This is a genomic window from Lewinella sp. IMCC34191, assembly GCF_003390935.1.
Taxonomy (GTDB): domain Bacteria; phylum Bacteroidota; class Bacteroidia; order Chitinophagales; family Saprospiraceae; genus Neolewinella.
In genome coordinates this window covers 361,245-375,051 of record NZ_QNQZ01000003.1, presented here as the reverse complement: position 1 = coordinate 375,051, position 13,807 = coordinate 361,245, and the positions used below count along the sequence as shown (strand labels likewise).

11 protein-coding genes are annotated in these 13,807 nt (G+C 57.4%); 6 read left to right on the top strand and 5 right to left on the bottom strand.

What is annotated here, in order from left to right:
• Positions 1 to 140: 140 nt before the first annotated feature.
• Positions 141 to 1,370 carry an NADP-dependent isocitrate dehydrogenase gene (gene icd, locus DRW39_RS08730; RefSeq protein ID WP_116106643.1) on the bottom strand — a complete coding sequence of 410 codons (1,230 nt, stop codon included), beginning with the start codon at positions 1,368 to 1,370 and terminating at the stop codon, positions 141 to 143.
• Positions 1,371 to 1,534: 164 nt separating this feature from the next.
• On the opposite strand from icd, the gene DRW39_RS08725 reads away from it, so the two are divergent.
• Entirely contained in the window at positions 1,535 to 2,635 is a 1,101-nt protein-coding gene (locus DRW39_RS08725) for an AI-2E family transporter (RefSeq protein ID WP_116106642.1), read from the top strand.
• 4 nt (positions 2,636 to 2,639) lie between these two features.
• On the opposite strand, the gene DRW39_RS08720 is transcribed toward DRW39_RS08725, so the two are convergent.
• On the bottom strand, positions 2,640 to 5,177 hold the full coding sequence (locus DRW39_RS08720) for a hypothetical protein (RefSeq protein WP_157976013.1): 2,538 nt from the start codon (positions 5,175 to 5,177) through the stop codon (positions 2,640 to 2,642).
• 177 nt (positions 5,178 to 5,354) lie between these two features.
• Here DRW39_RS08720 and DRW39_RS08715 point away from each other — a divergent pair, with 177 nt between their 5' ends.
• On the top strand, positions 5,355 to 7,226 hold the full coding sequence (locus DRW39_RS08715; protein WP_116106640.1) for a DNA topoisomerase IV subunit B: 1,872 nt from the start codon (positions 5,355 to 5,357) through the stop codon (positions 7,224 to 7,226).
• A 217-nt stretch (positions 7,227 to 7,443) separates the two neighbouring features.
• Here the strand turns inward: DRW39_RS08715 and DRW39_RS08710 are convergent, their stop codons facing one another.
• Positions 7,444 to 8,265 (bottom strand): universal stress protein, encoded by an 822-nt coding sequence (locus DRW39_RS08710; protein WP_157976012.1) that lies wholly within the window; start codon positions 8,263 to 8,265, stop codon positions 7,444 to 7,446.
• A 102-nt stretch (positions 8,266 to 8,367) separates the two neighbouring features.
• On the opposite strand from DRW39_RS08710, the gene DRW39_RS08705 reads away from it, so the two are divergent.
• From DRW39_RS08705 to DRW39_RS08695, 3 genes are all read left to right on the top strand, one after another.
• Positions 8,368 to 9,561, top strand: coding sequence for a GNAT family N-acetyltransferase (locus tag DRW39_RS08705; RefSeq protein WP_116106638.1), 1,194 nt, complete (start codon positions 8,368 to 8,370; stop codon positions 9,559 to 9,561).
• Between the two features lie 188 nt (positions 9,562 to 9,749).
• Entirely contained in the window at positions 9,750 to 9,980 is a 231-nt protein-coding gene (locus DRW39_RS08700; RefSeq protein ID WP_116106637.1) for a hypothetical protein, read from the top strand.
• 125 nt (positions 9,981 to 10,105) lie between these two features.
• On the top strand, positions 10,106 to 10,543 hold the full coding sequence (locus DRW39_RS08695; protein WP_157976011.1) for a hypothetical protein: 438 nt from the start codon (positions 10,106 to 10,108) through the stop codon (positions 10,541 to 10,543).
• Here DRW39_RS08695 and DRW39_RS08690 read toward each other — a convergent pair.
• Positions 10,519 to 11,421 carry a hypothetical protein gene (locus tag DRW39_RS08690; RefSeq protein ID WP_157976010.1) on the bottom strand — a complete coding sequence of 301 codons (903 nt, stop codon included), beginning with the start codon at positions 11,419 to 11,421 and terminating at the stop codon, positions 10,519 to 10,521. The two genes, DRW39_RS08695 and DRW39_RS08690, sit on opposite strands and share 25 nt — an antisense overlap.
• Positions 11,422 to 11,459: 38 nt before the next feature.
• Here DRW39_RS08690 and trpS point away from each other — a divergent pair, with 38 nt between their 5' ends.
• Positions 11,460 to 12,464 carry a tryptophan--tRNA ligase gene (trpS, locus tag DRW39_RS08685; RefSeq protein WP_232830103.1) on the top strand — a complete coding sequence of 335 codons (1,005 nt, stop codon included), beginning with the start codon at positions 11,460 to 11,462 and terminating at the stop codon, positions 12,462 to 12,464.
• Between the two features lie 5 nt (positions 12,465 to 12,469).
• Here the strand turns inward: trpS and DRW39_RS08680 are convergent, their stop codons facing one another.
• Positions 12,470 to 13,783, bottom strand: a complete 1,314-nt coding sequence (locus DRW39_RS08680) for a gluconate:H+ symporter (RefSeq protein ID WP_116106633.1) — start codon at positions 13,781 to 13,783, stop codon at positions 12,470 to 12,472.
• Between the last annotated feature and the right edge of the window lie 24 nt (positions 13,784 to 13,807).

Sequence of the window (13,807 nt, the reverse complement as noted above, 5' to 3'; positions counted from 1 at the left end):
TAAACTAATTGTATCACCCAGCAACCAGCAACCAGCAACCAGCAACCAGCACCCAGCACCCAGCACCCAGCAAAAAAAGAGGCCGCTACCCATAGGCAACGACCTCTCCCGTGAATCTAAAATCAGCTCAGATTCGCTTTTTACATATTCGCGATGATCTCGTCTCCGAACTCGCTGCACTTGAGTAGGGTGGCTCCGTCCATCTGACGTTCGAAATCGTAGGTGACGCGTTTCTTGGAGATGGCGCCCTCGATGCCTTTGATGACGAGGTCGGCGGCTTCCGGCCAGCCCATGTAACGGAACATCATCTCCCCGGAGAGGATGACCGAGCTGGGGTTGACCTTGTCCTGACCGGCATACTTCGGAGCGGTACCGTGGGTAGCTTCGAAGATGGAAATGCCCGTGGTGTAGTTAATGTTGGCACCCGGTGCGATACCGATACCGCCTACCTGGGCGGCGAGCGCGTCGGAGATGTAGTCACCGTTCAGGTTGAGGGTGGCGATGATGCTGTACTCCTTCGGGCGCAGGATGATCTGCTGGAGCATGGCGTCGGCAATGACATCCTTGATGATGATCTCCTTTCCAGCGTCGGTCTTGAGGACGTGCCAGGGGCCGCCGTCGAGCGGGGTGGCACCGAAGTCTTTGGCGGCCGTTTCGTAGCCCCAGTCGCGGAAGCTGCCCTCCGTGAACTTCATGATGTTGCCCTTGTGGACGAGGGTTACGCTGTCCTTATCGTTGTCGATGGCGTACTTGATCGCGGCCTTGACGAGGCGACGGGTACCTTCCTGGCTGACGGGCTTGATGCCGATGCCGGCCGTATCGGGGAAGCGGACTTTGGCGTACTTCTCGGGGTAGGTGTCCTTCAGCCAAGTCAGGAACTTCTTGTTCTCGTCGGTTCCCTCGGCGAATTCGATGCCGGCGTAGATATCCTCGGTATTTTCCCGGAAGATGATCATGTCGACGTCCTGGGGGTTCTTGACCGGACTGGGCACGCCGGTGAAGTACTGCACGGGGCGGACACAGGCGTAGAGGTCGAGTTTCTGCCGCAGCGCTACGTTCAGCGAGCGGATGCCACCACCAACGGGGGTCGTCAGGGGACCCTTAATGGATACGAGGTATTCTTCGATGGCGTCGAGGGTTGCCTGGGGCAGCCATTCGCCGGTCTGGTCCATGGCCTTTTGCCCGGCCAGGATTTCTTTCCAGACGATTTTCTTTTCGCCGTTGTATGCTTTTTCCACGGCGGCCTCCAGCACGCGGCTGGCCGCTGCCCAGATATCGGGACCGATGCCGTCGCCCTCGATGAAGGGCAGGATGGGGTCGTTGGGTACGTTTAGGGTGCCGTCGGTTATGGTTATTTTAGATCCGGTCATTCGATGTTCTCAGGTTTAAATTGATGTGCCCTAATCCGGGCGGGCCGGCGAAAATAGCGAATTGTCGCAGACTGTCTAGTTTAACTAGTCAATACGGGTGGAGGTTTAACAACACATAAGGGTCGTTTGTATCGTTAACCAAGCACTAATAGCCGCTAGCCCGCATGTCCATCTTTCGCGTTGCCGCCTGGTTACTCACCATCGGTCTGATTCTTACCCTCATCGTGGTGGGGAAAAGCTACCTGGTGCCCATCTTCGTGGCCCTGGTCCTGTGGTATTTGGTCAATGCATTAAACAACCAGTTCCGCCACCTGCCCTTCTTGGGTACGCGGCTACCTAACGCGGTGACCCTCGGCATGTCGCTGATCTTTATCGGTCTGACGCTCTACGCCATCTCCGATATGATCGTCAATACCGTCAACGGCTTCATCCTGGAAAGCGGCGTCTACCTGCCCAAGATCGAGAATCAGATCGCCCACGCCTACGAGCGCATCGGCATCGACCGCGAACCGCCCTCGGTATCCGACCTGGAACTCGGGCAGCAGGTCCTGGGCAATTTCGCCCTCGTACTGGCGGGGGTGACCAGCGCGGCCAAGGGTGTAGCTTTGGTACTCCTATACGTGCTCTTCTTCCTTGTCGAGCAACAGACCTTCCCGAAGAAGCTCGAAGCCCTTGGCCTGGACATGCGCCGCAGCACCCGATTTACCCGCACCCTGGCCGAGATCAACTCCGCCATGCGTACCTACCTGGGCGTGAAGACGGTGACGAGCATCGCCACGGCCGTGCTCAGCTTTGTCATCTTTACGATTATCGGGCTGGACTACGCCCTTTTCTGGGCCTTCCTGATCTTCCTGTTCAATTTCATCCCGACCATCGGGTCCATCACCGCGACGGCACTGCCGGCCCTCCTGGCGCTGGTTCAGTACGATAACCTGACCCCTTTTCTGGTGGTCGTGCTCGGCGTGACGGGGGTGCAAATTCTTGTCGGCAACATCATCGAGCCACGCCTGATGGGTAGCACCCTGAATATCAGCCCGCTCGTAGTCGTGCTGACGCTGATTCTGTGGTCGATGCTGTGGGGAATCGTCGGGATGCTGCTCAGCGTGCCAATCACGGTGGCCATCATCATCATCTGCGCCCAGTTCGACCAGACGCGGCCGATCGCCATTTTGCTGAGCCGGAACGGAGAGGTGAATACGAAGAAACTGAAACGGGACAAGGTCATTCGGACGGCCCAGGAAGAAGCCATCGCCGACCCTTCTTAGCCCGTCAGTCGTCGTTCCCCTCCAGCTCGTCGGGAAGGGCTATGTCGGACAGGGCCGTTGATTTCATGCCGCTTACCAAGCCTTTCCAGTAGCTGTTGAAGAAGCTTTTCTCGGGGATGTGGGCGTGGAATATCTGCCCCTGGCGAAAGTCCTCTCCCCGGCTGTTGCTATTCTTGACGACCACCCCGGACAGCAGGTTCTTGAGCCAGGCCAGGCCGCCGTCGACCATCTTGAGGTCCAGGTTTCGGTAGAGTAGGGTGAGGGTGCCGCGGATGGTGTCGTGTTCCATACGGGAATCGTAGGAGAGCTCTTCAATGACCCCCTCCTCAATGACCGCGCCGGCCGCCACCCGCATCAGCGGATTCACCCGCGAGAGGTCGTACTCTCCCATTTTCCCCCGGGCGGAATAGCCCCGCCCCCCCTCCCGCCGCGACAGCCGGAATTCGGCGTGGAGGGGCGTCGTTTCCTCGAAAGTGGCGTCGATCTTCGCCAGGACGGAATCCTCCTGACTCACTTCCGTATCCAGTTTGTCGATGGTCACCGTTCCCTCGGTGAAGTGAATGGTCTTCGGCTCCATAATGGAGTCCACGACGCCGTAGGCAATGTTGGTCGACCGAAAGCGCGCCCCGTTCATCACGATGCGCATGCCGAGGCCGCGCAGGGCCTGTATGGGCATGGGGCGTTTGTCGCGGTCCAGGTTGAGGGATAAATCCTCCACTACCATGAGGCGGAAGTCGGCGGCCCGCAAAGAGTCCAGGTAGATCAGCTCGCCTTTCAGAAGGGGATTGCGGCGAACCCCCTTCAGGCGGACGCTATCGAAGGAGAAGTCCATCCAGCTTTTCGCCAGTTCGCGCTCGAATAATTCTTCCGGCTCTACCTGGGTACGGCGCCGGAGACTATCCATGTTCACCGATTGCGCCCGACTATCGTAGACGACCCGATCGAATAAATAGTCAACTGGTAAACTGGGCTTTCCGATCATTCGCAATTGACGCAGCCGCACGTTTCCTTCTCCCAACTTATCAGCGTCGAAGGGCAGCGGGATCGACCGCTGGTCGACGTAGATGCCCTCCCCCCGCATATCCTTGCGGCCGTCGGACCCATAGCGTTCGAAGGTAGCGTTCTCTACGCGGGCCCGCCCGGCGGAGATGGGTTTTCGTACCGCTACTTCCTCCAGATTCACCTCCGGTACCGATAGCTCGTAGTGCCCACCGTCGCTGGTAGCAATTTTCACCGCGGCCCCCTCCAGGGATACGGTACGTAACGGAGCGGGGCGCCCGTCGATCAGGGCGGATCGGTCGATGCCGGTGACGCGCAGTTGGTCGGTACGGCCGTTGACCTTATCGCCACGCAAATTCAGGTTGGCGACCGTGGCTTCCCCGGCTTCGCTCCGGTACTTCAGTTGCTCGCCGCGGATGGTTTGGCCGTCGAGCTTGACGCTGAATTGAGGCAGGTCCAGGACGGTTCGTCCCATGGCCCCGGCCGAGAGGGGGATGCGCAGGTCGCGCTGTTCCAGGTCCATACGTTGCAGCCCGACAGCCAAGCCCTTCAGGTTATCGAAGGAGGCGCTATCGGTGTTAACCTCGAGCGTACCGATGGATAGGCTGTCGCCGTAGTGTGTTTCTCTTGCAGTGAGGCTGCCGGCGTATTCCGTATTTCCAAAGTCACTGCTTATCGCCAGGTCTATACTCGGCAAAGTGATTTGCTTGATTCGCAACGGCGTGGTTTGGGTGGACCTTGTGGAACCGGATGACGTATCCGATTGGCTTTTTACCTGCGCTGCGCCGCCCAAATGGCCGATGGACAGGCTGTCGATCGATATCACCTCTTCCAGGTCCTCGGCGTTCAGGCCGGCCAGCAGGATGTTCTCCGCCTGAATGGTGGTACCCTCGCCCCGGCGCAGCAGCAAATTCGCGATCGCCACGGATTCCGAACCGGTGCCGTAGCCGATACCGGTGGCCGTCACCTCCAGGCCGTCGCCATTGGCGTAAAGTGTTGAATCCGCCGTGATGCGGAGCGACTGGATGCCGGCCGGCTGAAAAGGGATCCGGAAAGCCTGCAGCGAGAGCGCGAAGTTGGTGAGCTGCACTTCCGTCCCGTTCGCTTCGTCCGTCAGATTCAGGAAAATGCTGTCCAACTCGATTTCGGAGACCTGCAGGGCGAGCGAGCTGCTGTCGGTGTTGTTGGTGCCGGTTCGTCGTATCTCCGCGTCCAGTCCCTGTAAACGAATCAACTCCAGGTGTATCGGATCGGAGCCGATCAGGCTAAAGAGGTGGAGGCGGTCGGCTTCGAGCACCGTGAGGCGACCCCGGGCGGAGAAATTCTTCCGGTCCTGGTCGAAGCTTATCCGGTGGGCTTCCACCCGCAGGGGGAATAGCCCGTAGCTATACTCTCCAATCTTTAGCTCGTTTCCATCCTCATTCGCCTGCGATATGGCGCGGTCGATACGGTGCCCCACGTACCAGCGGGCGCCCAGATACAGAGCTACCGGAAGAAGCAATAGAAGGTACCACCAGCGAAAGCGGAAGGAAGATGCGGACATAAACGAGGTGAAGCGAAAGCGTAACTTTGCATATAGCGCAGCTTGCGTGGGAATGTTTGGGCGGCGGAGCGCAGGTATAAGGTACATCGCGAACCGGATTACCAACAATACGCAACAAATTGTTTGATAATATTCCCTGGATTTCGTATGTTTGTGGTCTAAGAACAGCAGCGATTAATGGCAGAGACTACCTATACGGAAGATAACATCCGGTCACTCGACTGGAAGGAGCATATCCGCATGCGACCGGGCATGTACATCGGTAAGTTGGGCGACGGCTCCAGCCCCGATGACGGTATCTATATTCTGCTGAAGGAAGTCATCGATAACTCCATCGACGAGTACGTGATGGGCCACGGCCGCCAGATCGACGTCGTGATCGAGGACGGTACCGTACGCATCCGCGACTACGGCCGGGGCATCCCCCTCGGCAAGGTCGTGGACGTGGTGTCCAAGATCAACACCGGCGGGAAATACGACAGCAAGGCCTTTAAGAAGGCGGTCGGCCTGAACGGGGTAGGATTGAAGGCCACGAACGCCCTGTCCAACGACTTCCAGGTTTACGCCGTCCGCGAAGGCAAGCTCAAGCAGGCCGACTTCTCGAAGGGTGACCTCGTGAAGGATCACCGCGCCACGAAGACCGAGGAAAAGAACGGCACCTTCGTCAGCTTCGTCCCGGATAATTCGATCTTCAAAAAGTACCGGTTTCGCAATGATTTCGTCGAGAACCAGCTCTGGAACTACGCCTACCTCAATGCCGGCCTGAAGATCAATTTCAACGGGAAGACGCTGGTGTCGAAGAACGGTCTGCGCGACCTGCTGGAGCGGAAAACCAACGTGGAGCAGTTGCGCTACGATATCATCCACCTAAAGGACGACGATATCGAGGTAGCTATCACGCACGGTAACGCCTACGGCGAGAATTACTTCAGCTTCGTCAACGGTCAGTTTACTACCCAGGGCGGTACGCACCTGAACGCCTTCCGCCAGGCACTGGTGGAGACCATTCAGAAGCACTACAATAAGAATTACGACCGCAAGGACATCCTGGCCAGCGTGATCGCCGCCATCGCCATCAAGGTGGAGGAGCCGGTCTTCGAATCGCAGACAAAGACCAAGCTGGGCAGCACGGATATGGGACCACAGGGCCCGACGGTGCAGACCTTTCTCCGGAATTTCCTCATGGAAAAACTGGACAACTTCCTCCACAAGAACGCGACCATTGCCCAGGCGCTGGAGAAGCGCATCAAGCAGAGCGAGCGGGAACGCAAGGAGATCGCCGGCATCAAAAAATTGGCTAACCAACGCGCTAAGAAGGCCAACCTGCACAATAAGAAACTCCGCGACTGCCGGGTCCACTTTAGCGACAACGCGAAGAGCAAGGACGAGGAAACGCGGCTGGCCACCACCATCTTTATTACGGAGGGTGATTCGGCCAGTGGTTCCATCACCGTGGCCCGCGACGTCCAGACCCAGGCGGTCTTCTCCCTCCGGGGTAAGCCGCTCAACTGCTTCGGCCTGACGAAAAAGGTCGTCTACGAGAACGAGGAATTCAACCTGCTCCAGCACGCGCTCAACATCGAGGACGACGTAGACGAAATCCGCTACAACCGGGTCGTGATCGCCACCGACGCGGACGTCGACGGTATGCACATCCGGCTACTGCTCCTCACTTTCTTTTTGCAGTTCTTCCCGGACATGGTCGAAAAAGGTCACCTCTACATTCTCGAGACGCCCCTTTTCCGCGTACGCGACAAGCAGAAGACCTACTACTGCTACAGCGAGGAGGAAAAGCAGGGGGCGATCGAGAAGCTGCGCGGCAAGGCCGAGATCACCCGTTTCAAGGGGCTCGGGGAGATATCTCCCGGCGAGTTCAAGGATTTCATCGGTGACAACATCCGCTTGGAGCCGGTCGTCATGGCCGCCAACACCAATATCGACGATCTGCTCAGTTATTACATGGGTAAGAACACGCCCTCCCGCCAGAACTTCATCATCGATAACCTGCGGGTGGAACGGGATGAGGAGGAGGAGGTTGTTGCGGTTTAGGGGCTCGCTGCGCTCGCGGTAGAGACGACGCTCCGCTTGTGGTAGAGACGACGCTTCGCTTTCGTTGTAGAGACTCGCTTTGCTCGCGGTAGATACCGACGCTGCGCGTTCGGTTTTAGAAGCTCACTGCGTTCGTGGTAGACAGGGCGGCTGCGCTTCTGTGGTAGAGGCTCGCTGCGCTCGCGGTAGAGATGATGCTTCGCTTTCGTAGGGGGGGTTAATTCAAGTGGAACACTAGAACCGGCACCTCCGGGTGGAGGACCATCTGCTTGGTGGCGCTGCTGTGGAAAAGGCCTTCCCAGAAGCCACGGTGTTCGGTGACCATGACTGCCAACTGGACGGCGTTGGCCTGGAGGTAGTCGACTAATCCTTTGCGGACGGAATTGGCATTGACCTCGACGATCTCGAAGGCGAATTCGGGGTCGGGGTTATTGAACAGGGGAGCGAAAAGCTTCTCGCGTTCGCGGCGGTTATCGCCGTCTTCTTTATTGACGTGGACGAAGTGGATCCGGGCCCGGAACAGATCGTTGAAGTCCATTAGCTTAAGGACCGCCTTGCGGCTTAGGCTGAGGCTGCTGCTCGCGTAGAGGATGTGACGGTACTCGTCGAAGTGGGCGCCGTAAGGAACGAGGAGGACGGGACAGTGGGACTTCTGGGCTACTTCGGAGGCGATGCTTCCGAAAACCGATTCGAGCACGTCGCTGTCACCGGTGGCGCCGAGAATGACGAGATCGTAGCGTTTGCTTTCCTCGGTGATCTTATCGGCGGGAAATCCGAGCATGAGCTCGCTGCGGCGGCGGACGTCGGGGTGGGGGGGGTGCGTACGGAGAAATTCGGCCAGCGCTTCTTCACGGGCATCCATTAGCTCGCCAACGGGAACGGCAGACATGGCCTCGCCGGCGGCGACGGTCTGGGGCGTAAAGATGTGGATAACTTGGATCTCCCGGATACCGACGGAGGCCGAGAAAGCTTCTGCGTACCGGAGTGCCGCGGCCGAACCTTTGCTGAAATCTATCGAAACGAGAACTTTGTGGATCATGCTAGCGAAAAATATGAAGGGCGAAAGATAAACGCGAGCTACCACTTCCCGGCAATCCATTCCGGCTTTAGCCTGTTATCATGCCGATTGCTAAACCTTTTCATGTCTATATCCACTGCTTTTTGCCGCCCGACGACCGCCCAATCCGAAGAGGGGTGGCCTGCGCTGACCGGCCTACCCGGCTGGCGGATAAGAAGTTACCGGGAGGAGGAGGATTGGGACGATTGGCCCGGGGGGACGTCCGCTGAATCATTCTGGTTGTCCGCGGAATTTCTCTCCTTCCTACAACAGCACCCACAGGGTATGCGGAGCCAGGCAGTCGTACTTCGGCATCCCGACTATGACCGGCCGATACTGCTCTGCGTGCAATCCCTTAGCTTGAACCTGCGCGAGCAGATTCGTCGGCAGCGGCAGCGTGCCTTCAGCTTCTCCCATCTTTGGCGGCGGCTATTGGCCCGTTCGCCGGTTGACGTGCTGGTGCTCGGACAACTACTCACCTCGGGTCCGTTCGGGGGTAGCGGTTTGGAACAATTATCTCCGCATGCCACCGCAGAGCTGCTGGATGCCTTGGGCCGGTACCTTATCCGGGGCAAGCGCTTTGCCGGGGTGGTTGTCAAGGACCTTCTTCCTTCGGCACATCCGGCGGAGGTTTTATTGCGGGATCGCGGATTCACATCAGTAGGGGTCGATCCAGTGATGCTGCTGCACCTGGATCGTTTCACTGACTTCAGCGACTATCTCGCTGCGCTTTCCAGTAAATACCGTGTGCGCTACCGACGGGCCCGTTCCAAAGGGGAAGGGCTGAACAGACGGCTGCTAAAAGGAGAAGCGCTCAAGGCCAGCTTACCCACTATCTACGAATTACACCTGGAAACTAGGAGGGGAGCGGACGTTAGCTTCGTGGAACTCTCGCTCGATTATTTTGCCTGGTTGCGGGACCGCGCCGAGTTTCATGGATATTACGACGGGGAAACCCTGGTTGGGTTCACCACGGCGATCATTAGCGGTGACTATCTACACGCTCACTATTTGGGACTGCGGGAGCCATACAAATACAGCCATCATCTTTACCACAATATGCTGTTCGACCTGCTTCAGGATGCCCTCTTGCATTCGGTCAGCGTACTGGACTTCGGGCGTACCGCCCTGGAAATCAAGAGCTCGCTAGGCGCCGAAGGCCATGCCTACGGTGTACTGGCCACGAGCCGTTTTCGGTGGTTCAATCCGATTCTCGAACGCCTGCTCCGCTATGTACATACACCGGAGAGTTGGGTGCCTCGGAACCCGCTCCGGTAGCAGGGTCACGAGGGAGTTAAAATGGAAGAATAATATGGTTGTCCGGGCAACCCCGGGGCGGCGAATCGGGTTCCTTGAAGCATCGCCCGACGCAGAAGATTTGGTAGGTAAAATTTGCCCATTACGCAATTTAATCCTATTTTCTGCGTAGGTAATTTCATTGACCGATACCCTAATTACACCTTGAAATGAGCACCAGAAGAAATCTGAAGTACAAATACCTGAAGACGAAAATCGCTCTCAGCCAAACCATTCAGCAACTTCTGGAAATCAATCGAAAGCGGAAGTTCTTTCGCGAGGATCCCAAACGCGAGACCCAGTTAAACGAGGAACTCAAGGTGCTCAACGCCACCGCCGAAATTCAGGCTCGTACCCTGAAAAGCTACGAGGAAAGCCTGCAGAAATTCGAGCGAGCCTGATTGCCTTGTTCACCAGGCTGTGGGTTAATATTTTTCACGTTGGTTAAACTATAGCTAAACACCGGACCGGACACCGTGACCATCATAAATGGGGCCGATCTTCCGTAGATCCAAATGTCCCGGCCGTGCGCTATACTTCTGTTTTTCCGTTTCTTATTTTGTTCTTCTTCGCTGCTTGTTCCATCGAGGATCGCATCGAACGCCGCGAGGATCGTCTGTTAGGTACCTGGCAGATCGACAAGGCAACCTTCAAGGACGATAACGCGCTCTTTCGCGATAACGTTACCGCTGAATTTCGGGGCGACATCGTCACTTTTCTGCCGGATAATACCTTGCTATACGAAACGGGATCGGGGGTTCTGTTCGATGGCTTTTGGGTGATTTCCGCCGTTCGGGATTTAGACGACGATACAGAATTTACGCTCGACGCTGATTTCTTCGATTTTCGGGGACGCCCCGCCTTCCAATGGCTGGGGACCATCGATCGCCTGAACAACAACTCGCTAAACGTGACCGTCTTCGAGCGGGGCGGGGTACTTCAGCTGCGTTGGGACAAATTGTGATCCCGCTTGCGATCCGCTCGCTCGACGTACACGATCTGCCCGGCAACGAATACATTCTGGAGCAGGATGTACAGCATAGGCCCGAGGACCACCAGTGGGTTGATGTACTCGAGGGCGATCCAGATGGACAGCATCGTGTTTTTACGTCCGAGGGCCAGGCTGCCTTCCACGCCGTGGTTCGGGGGGCTTATCCTGCCACCTACGGCAAAATTGAATAGCATTAACGTACCTATGGCGAGTGTCGTGGCCCCGATAAAGGCAAATGGCGTATCCCCCTCATACTGTAAGTAGTGGGACAGGCTGCCGGCAGCTACGGTAATATTGCTTAAGAAGAGAGCGAAGCCGTAGGGCGCGACAATTTGCAGGCCTCGCCTCAGACTGCCCCCATATCGCCGCACGAGCTGACCCAAAACCAGGGGAATGATGATGGTGCTGCCGATGGTCACGACCAGCCGGCCAAGGGCGGCAATCGACAACTGTATTCCCAAGATCCAGGGAAGAACTAGGGGAACGATCAGGGCGAAGATGGCGTGCGTGATGATAATGGCTCCAACCATATAGCCGACGCGCCGACTCATCAGTTCGGCGAGTACGGGCGTGATGACGGCCGTCGGGGCTAGCCCCATCAGCAGTAACGTTAGTCCTAAATCCTCGCTGTACATCCGGCCGAGAAAGTAGACCAGTAAGCCTACCGGCGGTAGCAGTAGAGCGATCCATACCTGCTTGCGGCTGAAGATGCTGCTATCGATGCGGATATTCAGAAAAGAGAAGAACAGCAGAATCATCAGGAACGGACGCAGGGTAAACGTATAGGCGTCCAATAGTGGCAGGAATAATCCGACCGCCAGGGCAATCAGGATGAGAATGGATTTGGTCATGGAATCGGGGCGTACCTGCCCGGGCAAACCTACAGCTAATGTTTTACCTTCGCGCCATGTCCAACCGCCAGACCATCCTATCCGGTATTCAACCTACCGGCAAGCTTCATTTTGGCCGCTACTTTGGTGCCATCGAAAACTGGAAGCGCCTGCAGGAAGAATACGACTGTCTATACATGGTCGTGAACTACCACGCCATGACGATGCCGTTCACCGCCAAAAAGCTGGCTGAAAACTCCTGGGAACTCTGCTTTAACTTGCTGGCTTGCGGTATCCAGGTGGAAAATCTCTTCATTCAGAGCCTCGTTCCCGAGCATACCGAGCTGAACTGGATCCTGAACTGCTTCACCAGCTACGGGCAGTTGACGCGCATGACCCAATTCAAGGATAAGGGGGCGCAGAACGAGGATTTCATCTCTGCGGGCCTACTCACCTATCCGGTTTTACAGGCCGCCGATATCCTAATCTACCGCGCCGGAGTCGTGCCGGTAGGAAAGGATCAGGAGCAGCATCTCGAACTGACCCGCGATATCGCCCAGCGCTTCAACAACTTCGCCGGAAAGGAATTCTTCCCCATCCCGGAAGCCCTCTATACGCAGATCCCGAAGGTGATGTCGACCGCGGATCCAAATCGAAAAATGAGCGCCAGCCTGGGCGACAAGCACAACATTGACGTATTTGCCGATGAGTCGCGCATCCGGAAGCAGATCCGCTCTGCCGTCACCGATACGGGCGAAGAGACGAATACCATGTCCCCGGGTGTGGCGAACCTGTTCAGCCTCCTGTCGGCCTCCGGTCAGCAGGAAGCACACGCCAGCCTACTCGCTGACTACGAAGCCGGTAATCTACGTTATGCCGACCTGAAAGAGTCCGTTGCCGACGGGCTGGTGGCCATCGCTTCCGGTGTACAGGAGAAGTTGCGGGAACTGAAGCAAGACCGTCGGGCCGTAAAGGATCAGATAAAGCAAAGCAGCTGGGAGATCCGGAAGCGCGCGCAGGAAACCGTCAAGGAAGTGAAGGCTATCTGTGGCCTGGTCAAATAGTCGGATCAGACTCCAAACGCCTCCAGCAGAAAGCAGCCTGCCAGTCCGATCACGCTGACGAGGGTTTCCATCACCGTCCAGCTGCGTAAGGTTTGGGTGACCGAAAGGCCGAAGTATTCCTTGAACAGCCAGAAGCCCGTATCATTGACGTGGCTGCAGGTCAGACTACCGGCCCCGGTGGCCAGTACCAACAACTCCGGGGAAACCTGACCGCTGCCGGCCAGCGGGAGCGCTATACCGGCGGCAGTGATGGCCGCAACCGTCGCCGACCCGAGCGTAATGCGCAGGGCGGCGGCGATCATCCAGGCGATGAGGAGAGGATGTGCGTTGAATCCTTCCAGCGTACTGACGATGTATTCGCTGGTGCCGCTGTCGACCAGCACCTGCTTAAAGGCTCCGCCACCGGCGATGATCAGGAGGACGGCGGCCATCGGGGCCAGCTGCGCTCCTACGCGCGACATCAGATGACCCACGGGTTGCCCGGTCTGTGATCCGAGTAGCGTCATGGCAACGATGACGCCGATCAGCAAGGCTATCGTGGCATCGCCCATGACGGTCAGGAAAGCCGTGTCGGCCCAATTCGGATTGACGGTTTTAAGTATCGCCACGCCGGCAAGCAGGAACACCGGTAGCAAAGCACAGAAGAGGCTGAGCAGAAAGCCCGGTCGGTGGGGGGGTGACTCAACATCGTCGAGTGCGGCCGCCGCGATCGTCTGGGGCATACCCGCCAGGGTTCTCGAAAATAGCGGGCCGGCAATGATAACGGATGGTACGGCGAGCAGGAGCCCGTACAAGAGCGTTATTCCCAGATCAGCGCCGTAGGTGTCGGCAATCAGTACGGGGGCAGGGTGGGGCGGTAGAAATCCATGCGTCACCGATAAGGAGGCGACGGAGGCTACGGCGACCATTGCCAGCGGAAGCCCCGTCTTTTTCGCCGTCGCGAATATGATGGGGGCCATCATGACGAAGCCGACCGAATAGAACAAGGGAATGCCGATCAGGAATCCAACCAGGCAAAGGCCCCATACCACGGAGTATCCTTTTTGTTGACCAACCAGCCGGTCCGTGATCTGCTGTGCCGCTCCCGTTTCGGCGATGACCCCGCCGAGGGCGGCACCTAGTCCGAGAATCAGCGCCAGCCCCCCAAGTGTACCCCCGACCCCCGATGTAATGGATTCCAGCGCTTCGCCAGCCGGCATACCCAGCAGTAACCCCGTGGCGGTCGCCACGAGGATGAGCGCAATGAAAGGATGCCATTTTAAGAATACAATGAGGAGCAGCAGGACGACAACGGCCAGCAGAGTAATGATGATCGGCATGGCTCCAATATAGCGTAAGCCGGT

What these genes read in the sequence shown, in the direction of transcription:
- DRW39_RS08700 (WP_116106637.1), top strand. Translation starts at nt 9,750, where the DNA reads ATGAGCACCAGAAGAAATCTGAAGTACAAATACCTGAAGACGAAAATC.
- DRW39_RS08710 (WP_157976012.1), bottom strand. Translation starts at nt 8,265, where the DNA reads ATGATCCACAAAGTTCTCGTTTCGATAGATTTCAGCAAAGGTTCGGCC.
- DRW39_RS08690 (WP_157976010.1), bottom strand. Translation starts at nt 11,421, where the DNA reads ATGACCAAATCCATTCTCATCCTGATTGCCCTGGCGGTCGGATTATTC.
- DRW39_RS08680 (WP_116106633.1), bottom strand. Translation starts at nt 13,783, where the DNA reads ATGCCGATCATCATTACTCTGCTGGCCGTTGTCGTCCTGCTGCTCCTC.
- DRW39_RS08715 (WP_116106640.1), top strand. Translation starts at nt 5,355, where the DNA reads ATGGCAGAGACTACCTATACGGAAGATAACATCCGGTCACTCGACTGG.
- DRW39_RS08720 (WP_157976013.1), bottom strand. Translation starts at nt 5,177, where the DNA reads ATGTCCGCATCTTCCTTCCGCTTTCGCTGGTGGTACCTTCTATTGCTT.
- trpS (WP_232830103.1), top strand. Translation starts at nt 11,460, where the DNA reads ATGTTTTACCTTCGCGCCATGTCCAACCGCCAGACCATCCTATCCGGT.
- icd (WP_116106643.1), bottom strand. Translation starts at nt 1,370, where the DNA reads ATGACCGGATCTAAAATAACCATAACCGACGGCACCCTAAACGTACCC.
- DRW39_RS08705 (WP_116106638.1), top strand. Translation starts at nt 8,368, where the DNA reads ATGTCTATATCCACTGCTTTTTGCCGCCCGACGACCGCCCAATCCGAA.
- DRW39_RS08725 (WP_116106642.1), top strand. Translation starts at nt 1,535, where the DNA reads ATGTCCATCTTTCGCGTTGCCGCCTGGTTACTCACCATCGGTCTGATT.